The 19,811-nt window shown below is 65.3% G+C and carries 14 protein-coding genes and 2 pseudogenes; 5 read left to right on the top strand and 11 right to left on the bottom strand.

Annotated elements, in window-relative coordinates; genetic code table 11:
• Window positions 1-8 precede the first annotated feature (8 nt).
• Complete coding sequence (locus GXN78_RS35715) at window positions 9-932, bottom strand: tripartite tricarboxylate transporter substrate binding protein (RefSeq protein WP_106561216.1); 924 nt, start codon at window positions 930-932, stop codon at window positions 9-11.
• A gap of 106 nt (window positions 933-1,038) precedes the next feature.
• Window positions 1,039-1,818 (bottom strand): enoyl-CoA hydratase/isomerase family protein, encoded by a 780-nt coding sequence (locus tag GXN78_RS35720; RefSeq protein WP_106561210.1) that lies wholly within the window; start codon window positions 1,816-1,818, stop codon window positions 1,039-1,041.
• Window positions 1,819-1,904: 86 nt separating this feature from the next.
• Between GXN78_RS35720 and GXN78_RS35725 the strand changes: the two genes are divergently transcribed.
• Window positions 1,905-2,636, top strand: a complete 732-nt coding sequence (locus tag GXN78_RS35725) for a helix-turn-helix domain-containing protein (RefSeq protein WP_106561209.1) — start codon at window positions 1,905-1,907, stop codon at window positions 2,634-2,636.
• Window positions 2,637-2,865: 229 nt separating this feature from the next.
• Window positions 2,866-4,007 (top strand): annotated as a pseudogene (locus GXN78_RS35730) (IS30 family transposase).
• A gap of 26 nt (window positions 4,008-4,033) precedes the next feature.
• Here GXN78_RS35730 and GXN78_RS35735 read toward each other — a convergent pair.
• The 4 genes from GXN78_RS35735 to GXN78_RS35750 form a co-directional block, all read right to left on the bottom strand.
• Window positions 4,034-4,348: a hypothetical protein gene (locus tag GXN78_RS35735; RefSeq protein ID WP_106561208.1), complete on the bottom strand. Its 315-nt coding sequence runs from the start codon at window positions 4,346-4,348 to the stop codon at window positions 4,034-4,036.
• An 84-nt stretch (window positions 4,349-4,432) separates the two neighbouring features.
• Window positions 4,433-5,797 (bottom strand): Fic family protein, encoded by a 1,365-nt coding sequence (locus GXN78_RS35740; RefSeq protein WP_106561207.1) that lies wholly within the window; start codon window positions 5,795-5,797, stop codon window positions 4,433-4,435.
• A 449-nt stretch (window positions 5,798-6,246) separates the two neighbouring features.
• Window positions 6,247-7,236 carry an ABC transporter substrate-binding protein gene (locus GXN78_RS35745; RefSeq protein ID WP_106561206.1) on the bottom strand — a complete coding sequence of 330 codons (990 nt, stop codon included), beginning with the start codon at window positions 7,234-7,236 and terminating at the stop codon, window positions 6,247-6,249.
• Between the two features lie 215 nt (window positions 7,237-7,451).
• Window positions 7,452-7,802, bottom strand: coding sequence for a DUF2200 domain-containing protein (locus tag GXN78_RS35750; protein WP_106561215.1), 351 nt, complete (start codon window positions 7,800-7,802; stop codon window positions 7,452-7,454).
• Between the two features lie 628 nt (window positions 7,803-8,430).
• Here GXN78_RS35750 and GXN78_RS35755 point away from each other — a divergent pair.
• The 3 genes from GXN78_RS35755 (at window position 8,431) to GXN78_RS35765 (ending at window position 11,329) form a co-directional block, all read left to right on the top strand.
• Window positions 8,431-8,712, top strand: coding sequence for a DUF5372 family protein (locus GXN78_RS35755; RefSeq protein ID WP_106561481.1), 282 nt, complete (start codon window positions 8,431-8,433; stop codon window positions 8,710-8,712).
• Window positions 8,713-8,760: 48 nt separating this feature from the next.
• Window positions 8,761-9,093: a DUF6788 family protein gene (locus GXN78_RS35760; protein WP_106561479.1), complete on the top strand. Its 333-nt coding sequence runs from the start codon at window positions 8,761-8,763 to the stop codon at window positions 9,091-9,093.
• Between the two features lie 139 nt (window positions 9,094-9,232).
• Complete coding sequence (locus tag GXN78_RS35765; RefSeq protein WP_106561480.1) at window positions 9,233-11,329, top strand: recombinase family protein; 2,097 nt, start codon at window positions 9,233-9,235, stop codon at window positions 11,327-11,329.
• A gap of 8 nt (window positions 11,330-11,337) precedes the next feature.
• On the opposite strand, the gene GXN78_RS35770 is transcribed toward GXN78_RS35765, so the two are convergent.
• From GXN78_RS35770 to GXN78_RS35790, 5 genes and pseudogenes are all read right to left on the bottom strand, one after another.
• Window positions 11,338-12,393: an IS110 family transposase gene (locus GXN78_RS35770; RefSeq protein ID WP_239143117.1), complete on the bottom strand. Its 1,056-nt coding sequence runs from the start codon at window positions 12,391-12,393 to the stop codon at window positions 11,338-11,340.
• 243 nt (window positions 12,394-12,636) lie between these two features.
• Window positions 12,637-13,254, bottom strand: a complete 618-nt coding sequence (locus tag GXN78_RS35775) for a YdeI/OmpD-associated family protein (protein WP_106561371.1) — start codon at window positions 13,252-13,254, stop codon at window positions 12,637-12,639.
• Window positions 13,255-13,315: 61 nt separating this feature from the next.
• Window positions 13,316-13,417 (bottom strand): annotated as a pseudogene (locus tag GXN78_RS35780) (DUF2200 family protein); the annotation flags it as partial.
• Between the two features lie 39 nt (window positions 13,418-13,456).
• Window positions 13,457-14,833, bottom strand: coding sequence for a M20/M25/M40 family metallo-hydrolase (locus GXN78_RS35785; RefSeq protein ID WP_239143143.1), 1,377 nt, complete (start codon window positions 14,831-14,833; stop codon window positions 13,457-13,459).
• Window positions 14,834-14,897: 64 nt separating this feature from the next.
• Window positions 14,898-19,811 carry a non-ribosomal peptide synthetase gene (locus GXN78_RS35790; RefSeq protein WP_164256238.1) on the bottom strand — a complete coding sequence of 1,638 codons (4,914 nt, stop codon included), beginning with the start codon at window positions 19,809-19,811 and terminating at the stop codon, window positions 14,898-14,900.

A 19,811-nucleotide genomic window follows, 5' to 3' on the forward strand; every position in this document is an offset into this window, starting at 1 on the left:
GGTGGGGCTCAATCGAGCTTGGCGCCCGATTCACGGACGGCGGTGCCCCAGCGGGCGTGCTCGCTCTTCATGAACTCGGCAAGTTCGGCGGCGGTGCCGCCACGCGCCGTGCTTCCTTCGTCCTTGAGGCGCGCGATCACCTCCGGGCGCGACAGCGCGGCGTTCATGACACTGTTGATCTTCTTGATCGCGTCCGGCGACGTCCCCGCGGGCGCGACGACCGCCTTCCAGTCCTCGGCGACGAAGCCCGCATAGCCGGACTCGGCAATGGTCGGCGTGTCGGGCAGGATCGCGATGCGCTTGGTCGAAGTCACCGCGATGGCGCGCAGCTTGCCGGCCTTGACCATCGGCAGCACGCTGGGAGGCGTTCCGAAATAGATGTCGGTCTGGCCGCCCAGGAGATCGTTGAGGGCCGGTCCCGCGCCCTTGTACGGGATGTGCATGACCTTGAAGCCGGCGCGCCGGGCGAACATCTCTCCGCCCACATGGCTCACCGTGCCGGTGCCGGCGGATGCCATGGTCAGGAGCTTGGCCTGGGCCATCGTCTTGAGGTCGGCGAGGGTCTTGATCGGCGAGTCTTCCTTCACCACCAGCACCACGGGCTGGGATGCCAGCAGCACCACGGGCGCGAAGTCCTTCAGCGCATCGAAGGGCATCTTCGCGTAAAGCGAAGGATTGATCGCGAGATTGGCGGTCTGGCCCGTGCCCAGCGTGTAGCCGTCGTTCCTCGCCTTGGCCACGGCATCGAGGCCGATGTTGCCGCCGGCGCCGGGCTTGTTGTCGATGACGAAGGTCCACTTGTTCTTCTGCGTGACCTCGTTGGCGATGACGCGGCTCAACACGTCGGTTCCGCCGGCTGGCGGAAAAGGGACCACCAGCTTGATGGGCTGGGCGGGGTAGTTCGCCTGCGCGAACGCACAAGCGCCCGCCAGGGTGAGCGTGGCGAAGGCGGCGACTGCGCGCGTGAAGGGTTCGAATCTCAAGGTGTCTCCTTGTAGGTTGAATCGTTGGGGTGCCCGGCTGCAGCGATGGGGGGTGTCAGCTGCCCTGCCCCGGATTGCGTCCGCCGGCCGCGAAGCGCGCGAGCCCGGCCGCGGCAGCCTGCGTCCGGCTGCGAATCGCGGCGTTCACGGTCTGGCCGAATTCCATGGCTTCGCGCCAACCCCTGGTCTCGCCGGGAACGCGACTCAGCGCCTTCTTGGTTTCCGCGAGCGCGACCGGATCGAAGCCGGCCATGCGCTCGGCCAGCCGGCGTGCACGCGAAAGAAGATCGGCCGGCGGCACCACTTCATTGATCAAGCCCCAACGCTCGGCCGTGGCCGCATCCAGGCGCTCGTTGGTCAGCAGCAGCCAGGCCGCGCGCTTGCGCGTCAGCAGCAGCTGGCTGGTCGGTCCCGCCATGCTGGCGTAGGTGGCGAAGCCGATCTCGGGGCAGGCCAGCGTGGCATCGGAAGCGGCCAGGGCCAGGTCGCAGGAATTGATCAGCGTCAGTCCGCCCCCGAGGGCCATGCCGTTGACGGCGGCGATGACCACGGCGGGGTGATCGCGAATGGCCACGTTGAGGGCGATCGCCTCCTCGCCCGCCGTGTCCGGGCGGCCCGCGGCCTTGTCGGTTTCCCGCTCCTTGAGATCGAGGCCGGCGCAGAAGCTGCCGCCGGTACCCGTCAGCACGATCGCGCGCGCATCGGCGCGCGCCGCGTCGAGAGCGCGATGCAGGCTTTCGCGCGTCGCGCGATCGAGCGCGTTGCGCTGCGCTTCGCGGTCGATGCGGATCTCCTGCCAGCCTGCGTGCTGCCGGAGCGTGATGGTGTCTCTCATTGAATCAGGATCGATAGATAGAACGCTGTTTTATCTATCGTAGAATCTGCGCGGCAGAATGTCAACTTCGTCCATCGACCCTGCCCATGCCTCGCCGATCCGCCATTCCCGCGCTTGCCGACCAGAACGCCGCCGAGGGCGGCATCGTCACGCTCGATCGCGCGCTTTCGCTGCTGGCTGCCTTCACGTCCACCACGCCCGTGCTGGCGCTGAGCGAGCTGGCGGAACGAACGCAGATCTACAAGAGCACGGTGCTGCGCATGCTGGCGTCTCTGGAGCACGCCAACCTGGTCCATCGGCTGCCCGACGGCCGCTATGCGCTGGGCTCCGAGGTGGAGCGCCTGCACCAGGTCTTCGCCGGCTCGTTCTCGCTGGAAGCCGTGGTCATGCCGGTGTTGAGCGACCTGGTCGACAAGACCCGCGAGAGCGCGGCCTTCTACGTGCGGCAGGGAGACCAGCGCCTGTGCCTCTACCGCGTCCATTCGCCGCGGCCCGTGAGGGATCACATGCAGCCAGGGGATCTGCTGCCCCTCGATCGCGGCGCCGGGGGCCGGATCCTGCTGGCCTATTCAGGTGCCAAGGGCGCGATGTACTCGAGGATTCGCCGCGAACAGATCGTGGTCCTGGTGGGCGACCGCGTTCCCGAGCTCGCGGGCATCGGCGCACCCGTGTTCGACGCGGCCGGCGCGCTGGCCGGCGCATTGACGCTGACGATGCCCGCCGAGCGGCTCGATCGCCAGCACGCCGAGTTCGTGAGCCTGGCGGCACGGCGCATCACGACGGCGCTGAGCGGCAAGTACCCGGCCCCCAAGGGCTGATGCAGGCGGATGGGAAGCGCCGCTGCCTCGACCTTCAGCGCGCCGGGCTTACCGCTGTCCACCCGGCAGGGCTTGGACGGTCGTTCGGACTTTTAATCTTTTAATGACGTAGAGCACTTGCGGAACGCGTTCAGCCAATCGGCGAGGAGGCAACAGCTGCTTGGGGCTGCGGATTCAACCGGTCGATGCAACACACTGATGAATGCCGTAGGCAGAAGGAGTGTTGCAGATGGCTTACCGGACGCGGACCTACTACACGGACAGCCAGAAGGCGCTCATGTGGGAGCGATGGAGGCAGGGATGGACCCTCCATCAGATCGCTCAGCTGTTCAATCGGCCCCACACGTCGGTACAGGGAATTCTGTCGCGTACCGGCGGCATTCGGCCACCGGAGCGAAGCCGTTCATCGATGTCGCTGACACTGGCCGAGCGCGAGGAGATCTCGCGTGCCATGGTGGCTGGCTTCTCGATTCGCGCGATCGCGGCGATCCTCGGGCGAGCTCCATCCACCATCAGCCGCGAGATCAAGCGCAATGGTGGTCCGGGATGCTATCGAGCGACCCAGGCCGACCAGGCAGCCTGGGATCGGGCTCGTCGACCCAAGCGCTGCAGGCTGGCTGAGAACCGGGACCTGGCGCGCATCGTCACGGAGAAACTTCGACTGCAATGGTCTCCGGAGCAGATTGCCGGTTGGCTCAAGCATACTTACCCGTGCGACGAGACCTCCCACGTGTCCCACGAGACCATCTACCGCAGCCTGTTCATTCAAGCCCGCGGGGCCTTGAAGAAGGAGCTGCTGCACCACCTGAGACGCACGCGGGGCATGCGCCGCTCGCGCCATCACACGCAGAAGACAGACGCCCACGGAAGAATCGTCGACGCCGTCTCCATCAGCGAGCGGCCAGCCACGGTTGAAGATCGAGCAGTTCCTGGCCACTGGGAAGGCGACTTGCTCTTTGGAAGCGCCAACAGCCAGATCGCCACGCTGGTTGAGCGCCAAACGCGATACGTGATGTTGGTCAAGCTGGATGGCAAGGACTCTCAGACCGTCGTCAACGCACTCATCAAGAACGCCCGCAAGCTGCCACAGGAGCTCTACAAGTCACTGACCTGGGACAGAGGCACGGAGATGCACGCTCACAAGAAGTTCACTTTGGCCACCGACATTCAGGTGTACTTCTGCGATCCGCAGAACCCATGGCAGCGCGGAAGCAACGAGAACACGAACGGATTGCTCAGGCAGTACATGCCGAAGGGCATGGACATCTCAGGATTCTCACAGCTTCAACTCAACGCGATCGCGAGACAAAGACGCTCGGCTTCCATACACCCGCTGAGATGTTCAGCGAACGTGTTGCATCGACCGGTTGAATCCGCAGCCGGATTCTGCCCGACGCTCAAACCTCTCGAAGTTGCTCGGCCAGCACGACAAAGCTGCTGCCACCTGCGGTGGATTCGATTCCCCACGGCCTCGTCGTCGCAGCGCGGACCAACGAGCGGCCTTCCGCATCAACCCACTCCGACTCGACCTCACAAGCGATGACGCCGCGCGCGGGAAACGCGCTGGCGGCGACCGAAGCCGAGCTCACGATGGCCTCCTTCTCCACGAACCGGTGCACCTGACCCCGCGCGTCGACCAAGAGGCATTCCACGAGAGACGGATATGTGCTGTCGTCAACCAGCTGCGTGATTTCAACGGCGATGGCTTTCATTGGAGCGCGTCCGGAGGAGGTTCATTTCCGTGGCAGAGATGGTGGTCGAAGGTCCGCTCGTGGGGATGCGAGTTCCCTGGCAGGTTACCTGGGCCGCCCGGCGTCAATCCATCTCTGCGTCATGCCTCGCGCGAGGTTGTAGCGGGCGCAGTTGTATTGCTCCAGGTGGTCCAGTTCGGTGTTTGCGATGACGCGCAGCGCCGCCAAGTCAGCGGTGTCGACGGGCACCTCCGAGAATGCGTCTTCCAGCTTTCGGCCGTAGAAGACGACGAACTGCATGAGCTCATTCAGGGCCCGTCGGTACCGGGCTCGAAGCGGGTCGGGTACGGCCAGGGAGGCTCGCAGCACGCTGTACTTCTGAATCGAGCGACGGTAGATAAATTCAAACAGCTCCACTGCCGCGGCGACGTTGCGCTGTTCGTAGACGCCGAGCATGGCTGTCGCATAGTCCGTGCGCTCAACGTCCAGGAACGACAGGGGTGCGCAGTTGTACAGCATGAGCGGCATGTTGGCGCTCAGACGACTCGTGCGCTTGTTGCCATCCGCAAAGGGCTGCAGGTAGGCCATGTTGACCCAAAGGAAGAATGCGGCCTCCACTGGGTTCCGGATGTGGCGGACCTTGTCGATGATGGACTTCAGCATTTCTTCCAGGAGCGTGGGGATGTTGGTCGGGGAGTAGACAGAGCCGTCGATGTTCACCACGCGCCGGCGAATGCTGCCAATGTCTCGCGAGTCCTTCAAGAGGTCCTTCATCAACTTAGCTTGCAGGTCAACGATTGCGGGCACCGTGATGCCCTCTGTCGGCACAGCGTCGACCATGAACTCGATGGCGTTCTTGTGGTTGAACAGCATTAGGGTGTCTTCGTCGAGGGGGACTGCTTGCTCCCCGAGTTCGAAGAGTTCCTTGGTGTCGAGCAGGCTCTTGTTGTTGCCCTCCAGACGCGATGACGACCAGGACAGGTCGATGAGCAGCTGCTCCAGAACCTCGCGGGCATAGGTTCCCGCGGGTTGCTGGTCTCGGCTACGGCCGGCGTTGAACAAGTCCGTGGCAAGTTGCGGCGGCAGCAAGCTGGACCGGTTCGGTATGTAGTTGTCCACAAAACTACGCTCATAGCCTACCGGGGTGCGAGTTCCCAGAGGCGCGCGAAGCGTTTCGACCAAGCGTAGGGCAGCCGGCGACCACTGCAGCAACCCCGCTGGCGTGGGTGCGGCTGAAGGCAAGGCCCCAAGTGCAGCCTTGGCAGCATCTGTGGCCACGTAGCGGGTGGACCGGCCGTCCCCCAGCTTCTCCAGAAAGCCAGAGGCCAGGAGGTCTCGCAAGGCCCGGTTGATGGTGGGCCGGGAAGCCTGGAGGGCTTGCTCCAGTGCACCAGGTTGTACGGGTTCCCCGGCGGCAAGGACCAAGCGCAGCAACGCATCGTGACGGGACGACAGGGTGGGGGTGGCCACGGAGTAGGAATGTTGTCAGCTGAAGAGATTGGGGCTCGAATCTCGTCATAGCGACAAGAATACGCCCTAATCTTATCATTCAGACAAGTTTATGACAAGATTGATGATGAGATTAAGAGGTTTTGATGACAAGAAAGATTCAGGGGCCCTGGGGCTTTGCAACCCAGGCGCCCAGCCGCTCGGGCGGGCCTGGACTGCGCATCCTCGCGCCAACGCTCCAGTGTTCCCACTCCTATGCCGACCTCGCGCGCCACCACCTCCAGCGCCGAGCTCTCCGGCGGAAGCAGTCCTGCTCCGCTCGGTCCTTGAATGCTTGTCCGTATCGAGCCACTCTCATCCTTCATCGCCGCCCCCGGGTTCTTGGTTCTAAGGAGGCGACAACTATTCTGCCGCGGGGGGCGGGCCCCAAGCGGTCACAACCAATTCTGGAAAGCGGCCATTCGTGGCCACTACTCGATTACCCTATCGGCGCGAAACAGGACCGACTGCGGGATCGTGATCCCGAGCGCTTTCGCAGTCTTCAGGTTTACCACGAGCTCTAACTTGGTCGGCTGGTCGACTGGAAGATCGCCGGGCTTCGTGCCCTTGAGGATCTTGTCCACGTACGTGGCGGCGCGCCGGAACAAGTCGACACGGTCTGGCCCATAGCTCGCAAGACCGCCAGCGTCCGCGAATCCCGACGACTGATATATCGACGGCAGGCGGCTCTTTGCCGCAAAGTCCACGATTCGCTTTAGATTCGTAGTGATCACCGGGTCTGGCAGGATGGCAAGAGCGCCAGCGCGCGCCCTGGTTGCAGCTTCGAACGCCTTGTCCAACTCGCTGGGGCTCCTTACCTCCAGCGAGTGAAGCTGGATTCCCAGCTGCCGTGCCGGTTGTTGGTTTTCTTTCCAATTGAGTGTCGCGCTTGCGCTCTGTGGATTCCACAGCACAGCCACGTCGGAGAGCTTGGGAACCATTTCCTTGAGCAGCTCCAGCCGTTTCCCGGCCAACTGCTGGAGCATTTGGGATAATCCCGTGACGTTGCCGCCGGGCTTCGCCAGGCTCTCAACCAGTCCGTTCGCAACAGGGTCACCCCCAGCCACCATAACGATAGGGATAGCCCTGGTAGCTTTTTGGGCAGCCAGAGTATCGGAAGTGGCGGTAGTGACGATGACGTCGACCTTGAGACGGACGAGATCGGCCGCGAGTTCAGGGAGGCGATCGTGTCTGCCCTCCGCATAGTGGTACTCGATGCTGATGCTCTTTCCCTCGATCCATCCGAGGTCGCGCAGACCGAGCCGGAATGCCTGGTACGAGGGCGCGTCATCGGAAGGCGAGAATCCCGAGAGCAGTCCTATCCGGCGGACTGTTGGCGGCGCCTGCGCGCGTGCCGTGCCCGCCCAAGCGAGCGCGCCGGCTCCGAGCGCAAGGAGCAATTCCCGACGACGTTTGGTCATGCGATCCCCTCATGGGCGCCCTCACCCGCGCGGCACTACGTCCTGTCGCGCCTCGCGAAGCATACCCGCCGGTCGTCAGATGCACCTGCACCGCTGGCTAACTGGACTCGAACGACCGCTTCGAGCAAGGCGACAGAGCGACCGCTGTTGGCCCGGATTCTGCCCCACACCACCTGGCCGGCAGGTGCCTGATCGGACATTCAAAGAGGTGAGAGCTAGTTCCGCAAGATCTTCTCGATCGACTTTCCTTTCGCAAGCTCGTCGACCAGCTTGTCCAGGTAGCGGATCTTTTGCATCAGCGGATCATCGATCTCTTCGACGCGAACACCGCAGACGACTCCCTTGATCAGCGAACTGTTTGGATGCATAGCCGGGGCATGAAGGAAGAACGTTTCGAAATCGTTCTCTTGTTCGATCTGCATCTGAAGTCCCGCCTGGTCATAGCCCGTCAGCCAGCGAATGACTTGATCGACTTCTTCCTTCGTACGATTCTTGCGCTCCGCTTTCTGAACGTACAACGGATACACCTTCGCGAACGGTATCGCGAAAATTCGATGCTTCGGCATCGTCATTTCTCCTGCGTGCCGGTCGGAATGCCCGATTCCTGCCGACTGTGGCCAGTCACCTCTAGCTCGCACCGCTGGCCTAGGGGGCGAACCCCGAAAAGCGAAAGGTTGGGGCGAACTTCCGCTTCTATGAGGACTTGTTTGTCAAGCGGCGTCGGTCAACATATCGGTGGATGGTATTTCATGATGACCTCTGCATTGAATGTCTCATGTCTACGGGCGGGACTTGGCTCGGGAGATTCATCGGGTCCAAGGTCGGGGCGTGACGAGCGTTCGAGCCACTGCTCGGACGAGCTTCTATCCGTGCACGGTGTGGATGCCGTGCACCTCATGCAGCATGCGCGCGAAGCGCAATGGCAAACCCCTGTTACCGACGCGCCCCATCTTATTGGACGGTCACTTTGCAGTGACCCGCGGAAGTTCCGGGCGCGTCGACCTTTGACCATCAATGTGCTCCTTGCTTAGCCGTGTGGGGTGGAGTTGCTCGCGTCGCTTCAGGCGCCGGCCGGCTTGAGCACTGCGCCGGACGGTATTTCCCCATGCTCAAGGTAGCGCCACAACGCGATGGCCAGGCGTCGAGCCAGCGCCACCACGGTTAACGTCAACTGCACTCTCGTCCAACCAGTCGTTGGGTTGGGCCGAGATTCGGCATCCGTTTCATCCACGTAGGGGGCAGCGCTTTGCTGTACTGAAGGCGCGATACGTTGCGGGTGTGGACACGCTGATCCTTCGGGATGATGGCGAGCGCCTCAGCTTCGCCATCGCTCGCGAATGGACCGACCTCGCCGCGCCCAATCCATCCCAGCGAGTTGACGGCTCGACGGCTCGGCTTGACCTGGGCTCGCTGTGCGATCTGGTCGCGCTGCTTGAGATCCTGGCAGCTCGCTCGTGCGGAGGGCTTGTCAAATGAGCGTTCATGAACTATTGTCGGACCAGTTATATCTGTGGTCCGTCAAGAATGACAGAGCCGACCTCTTCAGCCCTCAAGCGACGCCGCAGGCAACTGCTGCGCAAGATGCCGCCGCTGGACGCTGTGCTTCGGGGCTCCTTGATCGAACGCTACAAGCGCTGCGGCAATCCAAACTGCAAGTGCGCAGAGGGTCCCGGACACGGACCCAAGTACTACCTCTCGGTGAGCTACTCGGGCAGGTCGCCTCAAATGGACTACGTCCCCCAGGCCGAGCACGCGCAGGTATGCGAGCACCTGGCCAACTACGCCCAAGTGCGCGAGATCTTGGAGGAGATCTCCGAGATCAACCACGAACTGCTGCGTCGGCGAGAGCCACTCTGAGGTGCAACGGTGAGCCAGGTATCACCCCTGTCGCCCACCGTCCCCATCGATCTCTCAGTTGGCGCGACTCTGTTGGCCAACATGCTGATCGCCATGATCGAGGCCGACCCGACGCTCATGTCCAGTGTGGAGGCCTGCGATGAACACGACCATCACTCAAGCGCACCTGAGCAAACCGGCGTACATCTACGTGCGGCAGTCGACACCGGGTCAGGTGCGTCACAACCAGGAGAGCACCGAGCGCCAATATGCGCTGCAGGACAAGGCACGGGCCATGGGGTGGCCGCAGGGGTCGATCCGCGTGCTGGATCGGGACCTGGGCCGCTCGGGGGCACAGATCGCCGGTCGCGAGGACTTCAAGACGTTGGTGGCGGATGTCTCGATGAGCCAGGTCGGAGCGGTGTTTGCCCTGGAGGTGTCGCGCCTGGCGCGCTCGAGCCTCGACTGGCATCGGCTCCTGGAACTGTGTGCCCTGACGCACACCCTGGTGATCGATACCGATGGCTGCTACGACCCCGCGGACTTCAACGACGGACTGGTGCTCGGAATCAAGGGCACGATGGCCCAGGCCGAACTGCATTTCTTGCGCGGGCGCCTCCTGGGCGGCAAGCTGAACAAGGCGCAGAAGGGTGAGTTGCGCTTCCCCTTGCCGGTAGGCTTTTGCTTTGACGACCACGACCGCATCGTCATGGATCCCGACGACGAAGTGCGGGGGGCCGTGCAACTGGCGTTTCGAGTGTTCCGGGAAACGGGCAGTGCCTACGCCGTTGTCCAACGCTTTGCAAGGGACGGCCTGCGCTTCCCAAAGCGCGCCAATGGAGGTGTGTGGGCTACCAAGCTCGTTTGGGGTCGACTCAGCCAGAGTCGTATTCTGACCCTGCTGAGGAACCCGATGTATGCCGGCAGCTACGTTTTCGGCCGCCGCCAGTACGCCAGAAGCATCACCCCCGAGGGCGAGGTGCGCAAGAATGTGCGGGCGGTCCCCATGCCGGAGTGGCGTGTCCACTTGCGTGAACACCACGAGGGCTACCTCACCGTGGAGGAGTTCGATCAGAACCAGCGGCGCCTGGCGAATAACCGCAATAACGCGGAAGGGACCGTGCTCAGCGGTCCGGCACGCGAAGGCCTTGCGTTGCTCCAGGGAATGCTGTTGTGCGGCACCTGCGGGCGGGCGGTCCTAGTGCGCTATCAAGGCAACGGCGGCATCTATCCCACCTACCAATGCACTTGGAGGCGCCGCGAAGGGCTGGCCACGAAGAACTGCTTCAGTGTGCGCACCGAGCTGCTCGACGACGCCATCTGCGCAGAGGTATTCAAGGCCCTGAAGCCAGCCGAACTCGAGTTGGCCTTGGCAGCCTTGAACGACCTTGAGCAGCGCAACCAAGCCGTCATGCGTCAGTGGCACATGCGAATCGAGCGCGCCGAGTATGACTGCGCATTGGCCAAACGCCGCTATGAAGAAGTCGACCCGTCCAATCGCCTGGTCGCCGCAAGCCTTGAGCGCCGCTGGAACGAAGCCATGTTGCACATTGACGAAGTCAAGTCCGAAGCCGCAAATTTCCAGACCCAGAAGGCCCACGTCGTGACGCCCGAGCAGAAGACGAAGGTTCTGGCTCTGGCTCGTGATCTGCCGCGCGTCTGGCGCGCTGCGACGACCCAGTCGAAGGATCGCAAGCGGATGCTGCGACTGCTCATCCGCGACATCACGGTCGAGAAACTCACTGATGCGAGACAGGTCGTTCTGCACGTTCGCTGGCAAGGGGGTGCCTGCACCGACACCACGATTCCTCTCCCAAGCCCGATCGCAGACCAAATGCTTTACCCGCGCCAGATCATCGAACGCATACGAGAACTGTCCAGCCGGCTCTCCAATCAACAGATCGTCCAGGCCTTGAATGAAGAGGGCCTTCGCAGTCCGCGTGGACTGCCAATTACGCGGGCAATGATCAAATGGATCCGCATTCGCTACGCCGTGCCTTCCGTCTGTCTGATGCGTCCAGAAGAGCTCACAGCCGGGCAACTTGCTGATCGCCTATCCGTGAGTGTCTATTTTGTTCGCTACTGGATAAAGCGCGGAGTTATTGATGCACGCCATCTCGGCGCACAGGGCCCCTGGTGGATCACGATCACCGACCAACAGGAGCAGCAACTCCGTGATCGCATACGCACCTCAGGTCACTTGAAGAACCATCGCGAGACGCTACCCGACGTCTATCATCCCAACTCTCAGCTGTGAGGAGTGCTTTATGAAGCCACCATCACGATCCCCACACGGCGCATGCGCTTGCCCGCGCCGGCGAAGCGCCGGTTGAACCACTGCGTGAGTGCGCTGCCGGGCTGTAGGCGGAGCCAGCTCCAAGCCAACTCCACCAGCAAGCCTCGCACTCGCCTGTTGCCGGCCTTGCTGATGCCTTGCTCAATCTTGCTGCCCCCGCTGTCATAGGGCGTGGGCACCAGGCCCAGGCAGCCGGCAAGCTCGCGCCGGTTGGCGAAGCGCCGCCAGCCGAAGAGCTCCTTGTCCAGCACCCAGGCCGTCTTGAGACCGATGGCCCGCAACTGAGTCAGGTGCGCCACCACCGGCTGCTTGCCAGTTTCGACTTCCAGTCGCCGTTCAGCTTCCAACGCCTTCACCTGCTGTTTGACCAGCGACAGCCGTGCGCTCTCACGTTCGATTTCGGCACGCAACACAGGCGGCACTTCCTCGCGATGACGCTCCCACCAGCTTGCCCAATCACGCCCGCCGATAACGACGTTCGGGCGCAGGTTGTGTAGCACGAGCAGCGAGCCGATGCGGTTCATGTGTGCGGTGCGCTCCGTCGTCAGCCGGGCGAGCTCGCGATGCGTGCGGCGCGCGTCTTCGTCCTCGGGCGTCGGTTCGCGCAACACCGACCAAACGCGTTCGCCACCGTGGTGGCGCAGCAGCATCGCCAGCAGCTTGTCACCATCGAGGCGGTCGGTCTTGGCCCGCCTGGCGCGTCGGTTCACCTCGATGCTCGCGGCGTCGACCACGATGTTGTCGACGCCTTGCTGAACCAGCCAGCGGTGCAACCACCAGCCGTCGCGACCTGCCTCGTAGCAGGAATGAGCCTTGCACTGCGGCCCAAGCTTGCAGCGCTCCGCAACCTTGCGGATGCAATCGACGACCGCTGTCGTGTCGCCCGCGTCCACGTTGTAGCGGCTCGGGCCACGGCAGCCGTCGCTCGCCGTCACCTTCCACTTCTTGTCGCCCAACTCGAAGCTGATGTACAGCTCACCGGCTATCGCCGTATCCTTGTCTGGTAGGACTGTCTGGGTCGTCATTTCCGTCTCCTTGTCTAGAGGTTGGAAATCCCGTTGTAACTAAACGGGGGTGACTCGGGTAGTCCTACATAGCATCTCATGGCCGCTGGCGTACAGCCAGGCTCTCGAGCCCAATGTTCGACATTTGTCTCGACCTGAAAATTGGTTCCGAAGGAAGTGCCGAGGCCGTCGGTGGCATCCGGTGAAGCCTCGTGGCCGCGCTTCAAGAGGTGTGGCCCAGGAGACCACGCGTGAGCCTCGCGGTCATGCCTTGGCACTGGGCTTGAAGATGTGGACGGTCTCGCCGCGCGCGAGCTTCTCCACCAGCTGGGCGATGCGCCTGGCGCGCGTCTCGGCCTTCACGGCCGTCTGTATGCGCCACAGCACCGCGTAGCGATTGGCCGCGTTGATCGTTGCAAAGAAGGCCTTTGCCCTCGGCTCGGCTTCAAGCGCCGCCAACAGGTCCTCCGGCACCGCGGACGTGCGCGCTCCGTCGTAGGCCTGCGCCCAGCGTCCGTCGGCCTTGGCGGCTTCGATCTGCGCGTAGCCCGGCGCCTGCATGCGGCCCGCCTCGATGAGCGCCGCGACCTTGTCGACGTTGATCTTCGACCAAATGCTGCGCGCGCGCCGCGGCGTGAAGCGCTGGAGAAAGTGCTGGTCGTCGACGCCTTTCTTCTGGCCGTCGATCCAGCCCCAACAGAGCGCGATCTCCACCGCCTCGGGGTAGGTGACGCTGGGTTCATTGGCGCCCCGCTTGGCGATCTTGAGCCAGAGGCCGTCGGAGGTGGCGTGATTCTTCTTCAGCCAGGCCTCGAAAGCCTTGGCGCTCTTGAACAAGGTCGGGGAGGAGTCGGGTTGGATGGCGGATTTGGCAGCGGGCATCGCATGGAGTGTGCCGCAGAGAGCCAGCGCGGTTCGCTGCACCGCGGCATGGGCCTTGGTGCTATTGCCGCAGAACCTTCTCCATCTTCCTTCCCTTCGCGAGCTCATTGATCAGCTTGTCCAGATAGCGAATTCTCTGCATCAGCGATCGATCCTCTTCGTCCGCAGAGGGGTGTGGCGCGAGCCGCGCCCAGCATCACGCCTACTGAGAAAGCTGCTTGACCATGCGGTACATGAACTCGCGGCCATCGTAGAGCCGCGGAATGGCAACGCGCTCGTCCAGGCCGTGGGCGCGAGCGTCGCTGGGCTCCGAGAAGATGCCGGAAACGCCGTACATCGGGATGCCGACGTTGCGCATGAACCGGCTGTCGGTTGCGCCCGTGCTCATCGTCGGGACCACCGGGATGCCGGGCCACATCTGCTGGGTGATGGAATCGACGACTTCCAGCACGTCGGCGCGCAGCGGCGACGCCGGACTCTTGAGCGGCGGATTGCTTGTTTCGATCTTGATGCGACTGCTGGCCAGGACCTTGCGCAGAGTGGCATCGACCTCAGCGGGATCGTCGTGCGGCAGGATGCGGCAGTTCACCGTCGCTTTCGCCGACTGCGGCAGCGCGTTCTCCGCATGGCCGGCCAGGAGTTGCGTCGCCACGCAGGTGGTGCGCAGGGTGGCGTTGTAGAGCGCCGAGCGCGACAGGCGATCGATCGCAGCCTCGTCCGGTTTTCCAGACGCGACCGCGCGCATGTCCTCGGCCATCTGACCGGTTTCGAACTGGGCGCTTTTTTCGAAGTAGCTGCGCGTGACGTCGGCCAGTTTCACGGGGAAGCGGAACGCACCGAGTCGATCCAGTGCCGCGCTGAGCTCGTAGATCGGGTTGGCAGGCGTCGGCAGGGAGCTGTGGCCGCCGACATCGCGCACTTCGAGCTTGTAGGTCGTGTACATCTTCTCTGCAACCTGCATGCGGTGTAGTACCGGCTTGCCGTTGTTGAGCTGGCCGCCGCCGCCCTCGTTGATACCGAACTCCGCGTCGAGCAGCGCGCGCTGGTTGTTCAAGAGCCAGAAGGCGCCGTTGGTGGGCACGTCCCCGAGTTCCTCGTCAGCCGTCAACGCCAGCACGATGTCGCGAGTGGGCTTGAACCCCTCTCGCTTGAGTTGGCCCAGGACAGAGACGAACGAAGCTGCCATGGCCTTGTCATCCGACGCGCCGCGCGCGGTGAAGTAGCCGTCGTCTTCCTTGAGCTTGAATGGATCCGTCTTCCAGTCCTGACGGCGAGCCTCGACCACGTCGAGGTGGGCCAGCAGCAGAAGCGGCTTCTTCCCGCCCGTGCCCTTGTAGCGAACGACCAGGTTGCCTTTGTTCGGGTAAGGCTCGAAGAGTTGAATCTCGTCGGCCTTGAACCCCGCATCCAACATGTGCTTGCGCATGGCCTGCGCCGCTTCGGTGTTGTTGCCCGTCAGATGGGTCGTGTTGATCTCGACGAGTTCCTTGTAGATGTCGTGGAAACGCTGCTGCTCGGGGCTCAGCGGCAGCGTCTGCGCCTGTGTTTGGGCGCCGGCCCAGGAAGTGACGCACAGCAGTGCCGCCGCGGCGCAATGTAGTAGCTTCTTGTTCACCAGAATGGCCTTCCGTATTGAACGATCTTCAAGCCTTGCCCAAAGCCGATGCGGCGGGGCTCGGCTCAGTATATTTGGCGGCTTGCAAGGGACCAAGGTCTGCTATTGGACCCGGGTTTTGCCCACTGCCCTCCTCCACCTTCGCTACGCAATGCGCAACGATGGCGCCCAGCTCGACCCGGCACGCCTCGGCCAGCCGCTCGATGGTCGATGCCTCGAACATCCGCGCGCTGTACACCCAGCCCAGCGACAGCTTCCCGTCGTAGACCTGCCCGATCACCTCCAGCCAGTTCGCCAGCGGCCCGTCCGCATCGCGTTCCGCACCTGCCGACTCCTGCGCCGGCGCGAAGGCTGCATCGGCGCCGAAGGTCTGGTCGAACTGCCCCAGGTAGTTGAAGGTGATCCGCGGCTCGACCATCGACAGCGATTCGCGCACCTGCGCGTCGGGATGCAGCTGGCGCAGCAGGCCGAAGCCGATGCCCTTGTCCGGCACCGCGCGCAAGGCCGCGGAGACCGCGCGGATCGACGCCTCCACGCTGCGCCCGCCCGCCGGCAGGCGCACCGGATAGGCGCTGGTGAACCAGCCCACCGTCCGACTCAGGTCCAGCCCTGCAGCATCGCCCTCGCGGCCATGGCCCTCGAGCGTGATCAGCGTGTCGGGCCGCTGCGTCCATGCAGACACGGCGCGGCCCAGCGCAGCCAGCAGCAGGTCGTCGATGCGCGTGCCGTAGGCCGCGGGCGCGACGCGCAGCAGTTGCTGCGTCAGCGCGGCATCGAGCCGCATCGGCACCACCGCCTTGTCGGCGATGCGCGGCCGCGCATTCGAATCGTCGCGCGGCAGATCGCCCGGCACCGCGAGCTGGTCGCGCCAGTACGGCAGTTCGGCCAGCGCGGCGGGGCCGGCCGCGCGCGCGTGCAGGTGCTGCGCCCAGGCCTTGTACGGCGCGGTGCGCGCCGGCAACACGGCCTCGCCGCCTTGCGCGTACAGCGCCTGCAGGTCCTCCAGCAGCACGCGCCACGACACGCCGTCGATCACGAGGTGGTGCACCACGATCAGCAGCCGTGCGCTGCCGTCCGCATGGCGCAGGTGCAGCACGCGCCATACCGGGCCGCCATCGAGCGCGAGGCTGCGCTGCGCACTGTCGCATTCGCGCTCGATGTCCTCCGGTCCTGCCACGTCGCGATGCCACAGCAAGTCGGCATCGGCCTGCGCCGCATAGGCCTGGGTCCAGCCGCCATCGGCCTGCGGCCGGAAGCGCATGCGCAGCGCATCGTGCTGGACCGCCAGCTGCGCGATGGCCCGTGCCAACGCGGCCTCGTCCAATGCCGTGCGTGCATGCAGCAGCACCGACTGGTTGAAGTGGTGGGGCGCGGGAATCGCTTCGCCGAAAAACCACGACTGGATCGGCGTCAGAGGCAGCTCGCCCTCGGCGGCCACTTGTGCCACTTGCGTCGCGGGGGCCGGCTGCGGCGCCTCGGCGGCCTCCTCGCGGCTCGCCATCAGCGCCTCGATGCTCTGGTGGCGCAGCAGGTCGCGCAGCCGCAGCTCGAAACCCAGAGCGGCATTGCGCACGCGCGAGATCACCTGCAGGCTCAGGATCGAATCGCCGCCCAGCGCGAAGAAGTTGTCGTCGATGCCCACCCGCTCCACGCCCAGCACCTGCTGCCAGATCTCGGCCAGGCGCTGCTCGACGGCGTTGCGCGGTGCGCGGGACACTGGTGCGGCCGGGGCGGCGGGCTCGGGCAAGGCCGCGCGGTCCAGCTTGCCGCTGATCAACCGCGGCAGCGCTGGCAGGCACATCACGCGCGCCGGCACCATGTACTCGGGCAACCGCTGCGCCAGCTGCTGTCGGATGCGCGCCGGCAGCGCACCGGACGGCGCCCCGGCCAGCGGCACCGCATAGGCCACGAGCTGCCGTCCCGAGGCGCCCTCGCGCACCACCACGGCCGCGTCGAGCACGCCGGGCACTTCGCGCACGCGCGCCTCGATCTCGCCCAGCTCGATGCGGAAGCCGCGGATCTTCACCTGGTGGTCGGCGCGGCCGACGTACTCGATGTTGCCGTCGTCCATCCAGCGCACCAGGTCGCCCGTGCGATAGAGGCGCCCGCCATCGGCCGCGAACGGGTCGGCGACGAAGCGCTCGGCGGTGAGCGCACTGCGCCCCAGGTAGCCGCGCGCGAGGCCATAGCCGCCGATGTAGAGCTCGCCGATCGCGGCGTGCGCGACCGGCTGCATGTTCGGGTCCAGCACGTAGGCGCTGCGCTCGCCCACCGGGCGGCCGATGGGCGCGTAGGCGCAGTCGAAGCCGCGGTCGGCCGTGGTCTTCCAGATCAGCGGCGTCACCACCGTCTCCGTCGGACCGTAGCCGTTGATGAGCAGGCGCGGCCGCAGGCTGCGGCAGACCTTGTCGTAGGCCGCGCGGGGCATGGCCTCGCCGCCGAACACGTACAGCTCCACCGGCGGCGCATCGTCGCGCAGGCTGGCCCAGTCGGCGATCTGGCCCAGGTAGGCCGGCGGAAAGGCCGCATTCGTCACGCCGTAGCGGTGCAGCGCCTGGTAGGTCTGCTCGGCGGTCCAGAGCTCGTTGTCGCGCAGCGCGAGGCCCGCGCCCACGCACAGCGGCGTGAGCCAGCGCTCGTGCGCGCCGTCGAAGGAGAAGGACATGAAGTGCAGCTCGCACGACTGCGGCCCCATGCCGTAGATGGCGGCCGTCGCCAGGCAGTGCATCGCGAGCGGCCCGTGCGCCACGGCCACGCCCTTGGGGCGGCCGGTGGAGCCGGAGGTGTAGATCACATAGGCCAGGTGATCGGGCTGCACGCCGGTGCGCGGATCGTGCGCCGGCTGCCCGGCCAGGTCGATCGCCTCCAGCACGACGAGCGCGGCACCGTCCATTGCCGGCAGGCGCGGGCGCACCGCCTCCTGCGTGAGCAGCAGCGCGATGCCACTGTCCTCGATCATGTAGGCCAGCCGCTCGGCCGGGTAGGCCGGGTCGAGCGGCACGTAGGCGCCGCCGGCCTTGAGCACCGCCAAGAGCGACACGATGCTGTCCAGCGAGCGCTCCAACGCCACGCCGACCAGCACGTCCGGCCCGACGCCGCGGCCGATCAGGTGATGCGCGAGACGGTTGGCGCGCGCGTTGAGCTGCGCATAGCTGAGCTCGTCCTCGCCCAGCAGCAGCGCGATCGCATCGCCGCGCTGCGCGGCCTGCGCCTCGATGAGCCGGTGCACGGGGCCGTGGGGCACCGGCGCGCCAGCGGGCTCGTTGCGGCCCCGCGCCAGGGTGCGGGCTTGCGTCTCGGCGTCCAGCCAGGCCAGCTCGCCCAGGGCACGCTGCGCATCGGCGGCCATCTGGCGCAGCAGTTGCTCCATCTGGGCGCGCAGGGCCTCCACGAAGGCCTCGTCGAAGGCCTGGCGGCCATAGCAGTACTCGATCTCCAGCGTCTCGCCGGCGATCACCTGCAGGTCCATGGCGTAGCCGGTGAGGCCGCCGCCGCTCGCCTCGCCGAACTGCAGGCCGTAGCGCTCCAGGCTGCGCAGGGTCTGGTCGATGGGCACGTTCTCGAACACGATGATGCTGTCGAACAGCGGCCGGCCGGCCGAGCCGGCCCAGCGCTGGACGTCCGCGAGCGCTGCGTGCTCCTGCTCGCGCAGCCGCAGGTTGGTGGCCTGCACCGTGCGCAGGTAGTTCCCCACCGCCAGGCTCGCGTCCGGCCGCAGCGGCACCGGGATGGTGTTGATGAACAGGCCCATCATCTCCTGGGCGCCGGGCAATGAGGGCGGACGCCCCGCCACCGTGGCACCGAACACGACCTCGTCGCGCCCCGTGTGCCGGTGCAGCAGCAGCGCCCAGGCCGCCTGCACCAGCGTGTTGAGCGTGACGCGCTCGCGCTGCGCGAAGGCCTGCAGCACGGCGGTCTGGTCGCGGTCCAGGCGGGTGTAGATCTTGCCGAAGCCCTCGCGCTGCGCGTTGCCGGGGCCCGCCTCGGCCAGCAGCGTGGGCTCGTCGGTGCGCGCGAGCTCGGCCTTCCAGAAGCGCTCGGCCTCGCCCGCGTCCTGCGCCTGCAGCCAGCGCAGGTAGTCGCCGTAGACCGGCGGCGCGGCCGGCAGGTCCTCGCCTGCATAGCTGCGCAGCCACTCGCCCATCAGCCGCGAATCGGTCCAGCCGTCGGAGAGGATGTGGTGGTGCGTCCAGATCAGCCGGTGGCGATCGTCGTCCAGCCGGATCAGCGTCACCTGCGACAGCGGCGGGCGCAGCCAGTCCACGCTGCGGGTCAGCAGCGCGTGGGCCTGTGCAGCCAGGCGTTCCTGCTGATCGTCCTGGCCGCGCCAATCGAGCAGCACGGCCGGTGCATCGGCTTCGCGGAACACGATCTGCAGCGGCCGCTGCATGCCGGCCTGCCACAGGAAGCCGGTGCGGAGCATCGCGTGCCGCGCCACCATCGCCTGCCAGGCGCTGGCGAGGCGCGTCGCATCGAGATGGCGCACCTCGATGTCGAGCTGGTTCACGTAGAGGCCCGAGCCGGGGGCTTCCATGGAGTGGAAGAACATGCCCTCCTGCGTGGGCGCGAGGGGATAGACGTCCTCGATGCGGCTTGGATCGAGGACCAGTGCGGCCACCGCATCGGCGTCGAGGAAGTCGTGCAGCGTGCCGCGCCTGCTTGGTGCGGGTGCCACGGGGGCGCTGCCGTCGAGGGCCTCGGCCACGCGCGCCAGCGGCGCAATGCTGTGGTGCTCGAACATCTGCCGCGGCGTGATCTTCCAGCCGCGCTGGCGCAAGCGCGCCACGATCTGCAGGCTCAGGATGGAGTCGCCGCCGAGTTCGAAGAAGTTGTCGTGGCGGCCTGCGCGCTCGACACCCAGCACCTGTTGCCAGACCTCGGCCAGTGCCTGTTCGATCTCGCCTTCAGGCGCTTCGTAGGCGCCCTGCTCCTGCGCCTCCAC

Origin of the sequence: Variovorax sp. WS11 (assembly GCF_010499245.1) — a bacterium.
GTDB lineage: Bacteria > Pseudomonadota > Gammaproteobacteria > Burkholderiales > Burkholderiaceae_C > Variovorax.

Bases quoted from the DNA above. Each gene is read 5' to 3' on its own strand.
- GXN78_RS35720 (WP_106561210.1), bottom strand. From the start codon at position 1,818: ATGAGAGACACCATCACGCTCCGGCAGCACGCAGGCTGGCAGGAGATC.
- GXN78_RS35725 (WP_106561209.1), top strand. From the start codon at position 1,905: ATGCCTCGCCGATCCGCCATTCCCGCGCTTGCCGACCAGAACGCCGCC.
- GXN78_RS35735 (WP_106561208.1), bottom strand. From the start codon at position 4,348: ATGAAAGCCATCGCCGTTGAAATCACGCAGCTGGTTGACGACAGCACA.
- GXN78_RS35745 (WP_106561206.1), bottom strand. From the start codon at position 7,236: ATGACCAAACGTCGTCGGGAATTGCTCCTTGCGCTCGGAGCCGGCGCG.
- GXN78_RS35750 (WP_106561215.1), bottom strand. From the start codon at position 7,802: ATGCCGAAGCATCGAATTTTCGCGATACCGTTCGCGAAGGTGTATCCG.
- GXN78_RS35760 (WP_106561479.1), top strand. From the start codon at position 8,761: ATGACAGAGCCGACCTCTTCAGCCCTCAAGCGACGCCGCAGGCAACTG.
- GXN78_RS35765 (WP_106561480.1), top strand. From the start codon at position 9,233: ATGAACACGACCATCACTCAAGCGCACCTGAGCAAACCGGCGTACATC.
- GXN78_RS35770 (WP_239143117.1), bottom strand. From the start codon at position 12,393: ATGACGACCCAGACAGTCCTACCAGACAAGGATACGGCGATAGCCGGT.
- GXN78_RS35775 (WP_106561371.1), bottom strand. From the start codon at position 13,254: ATGCCCGCTGCCAAATCCGCCATCCAACCCGACTCCTCCCCGACCTTG.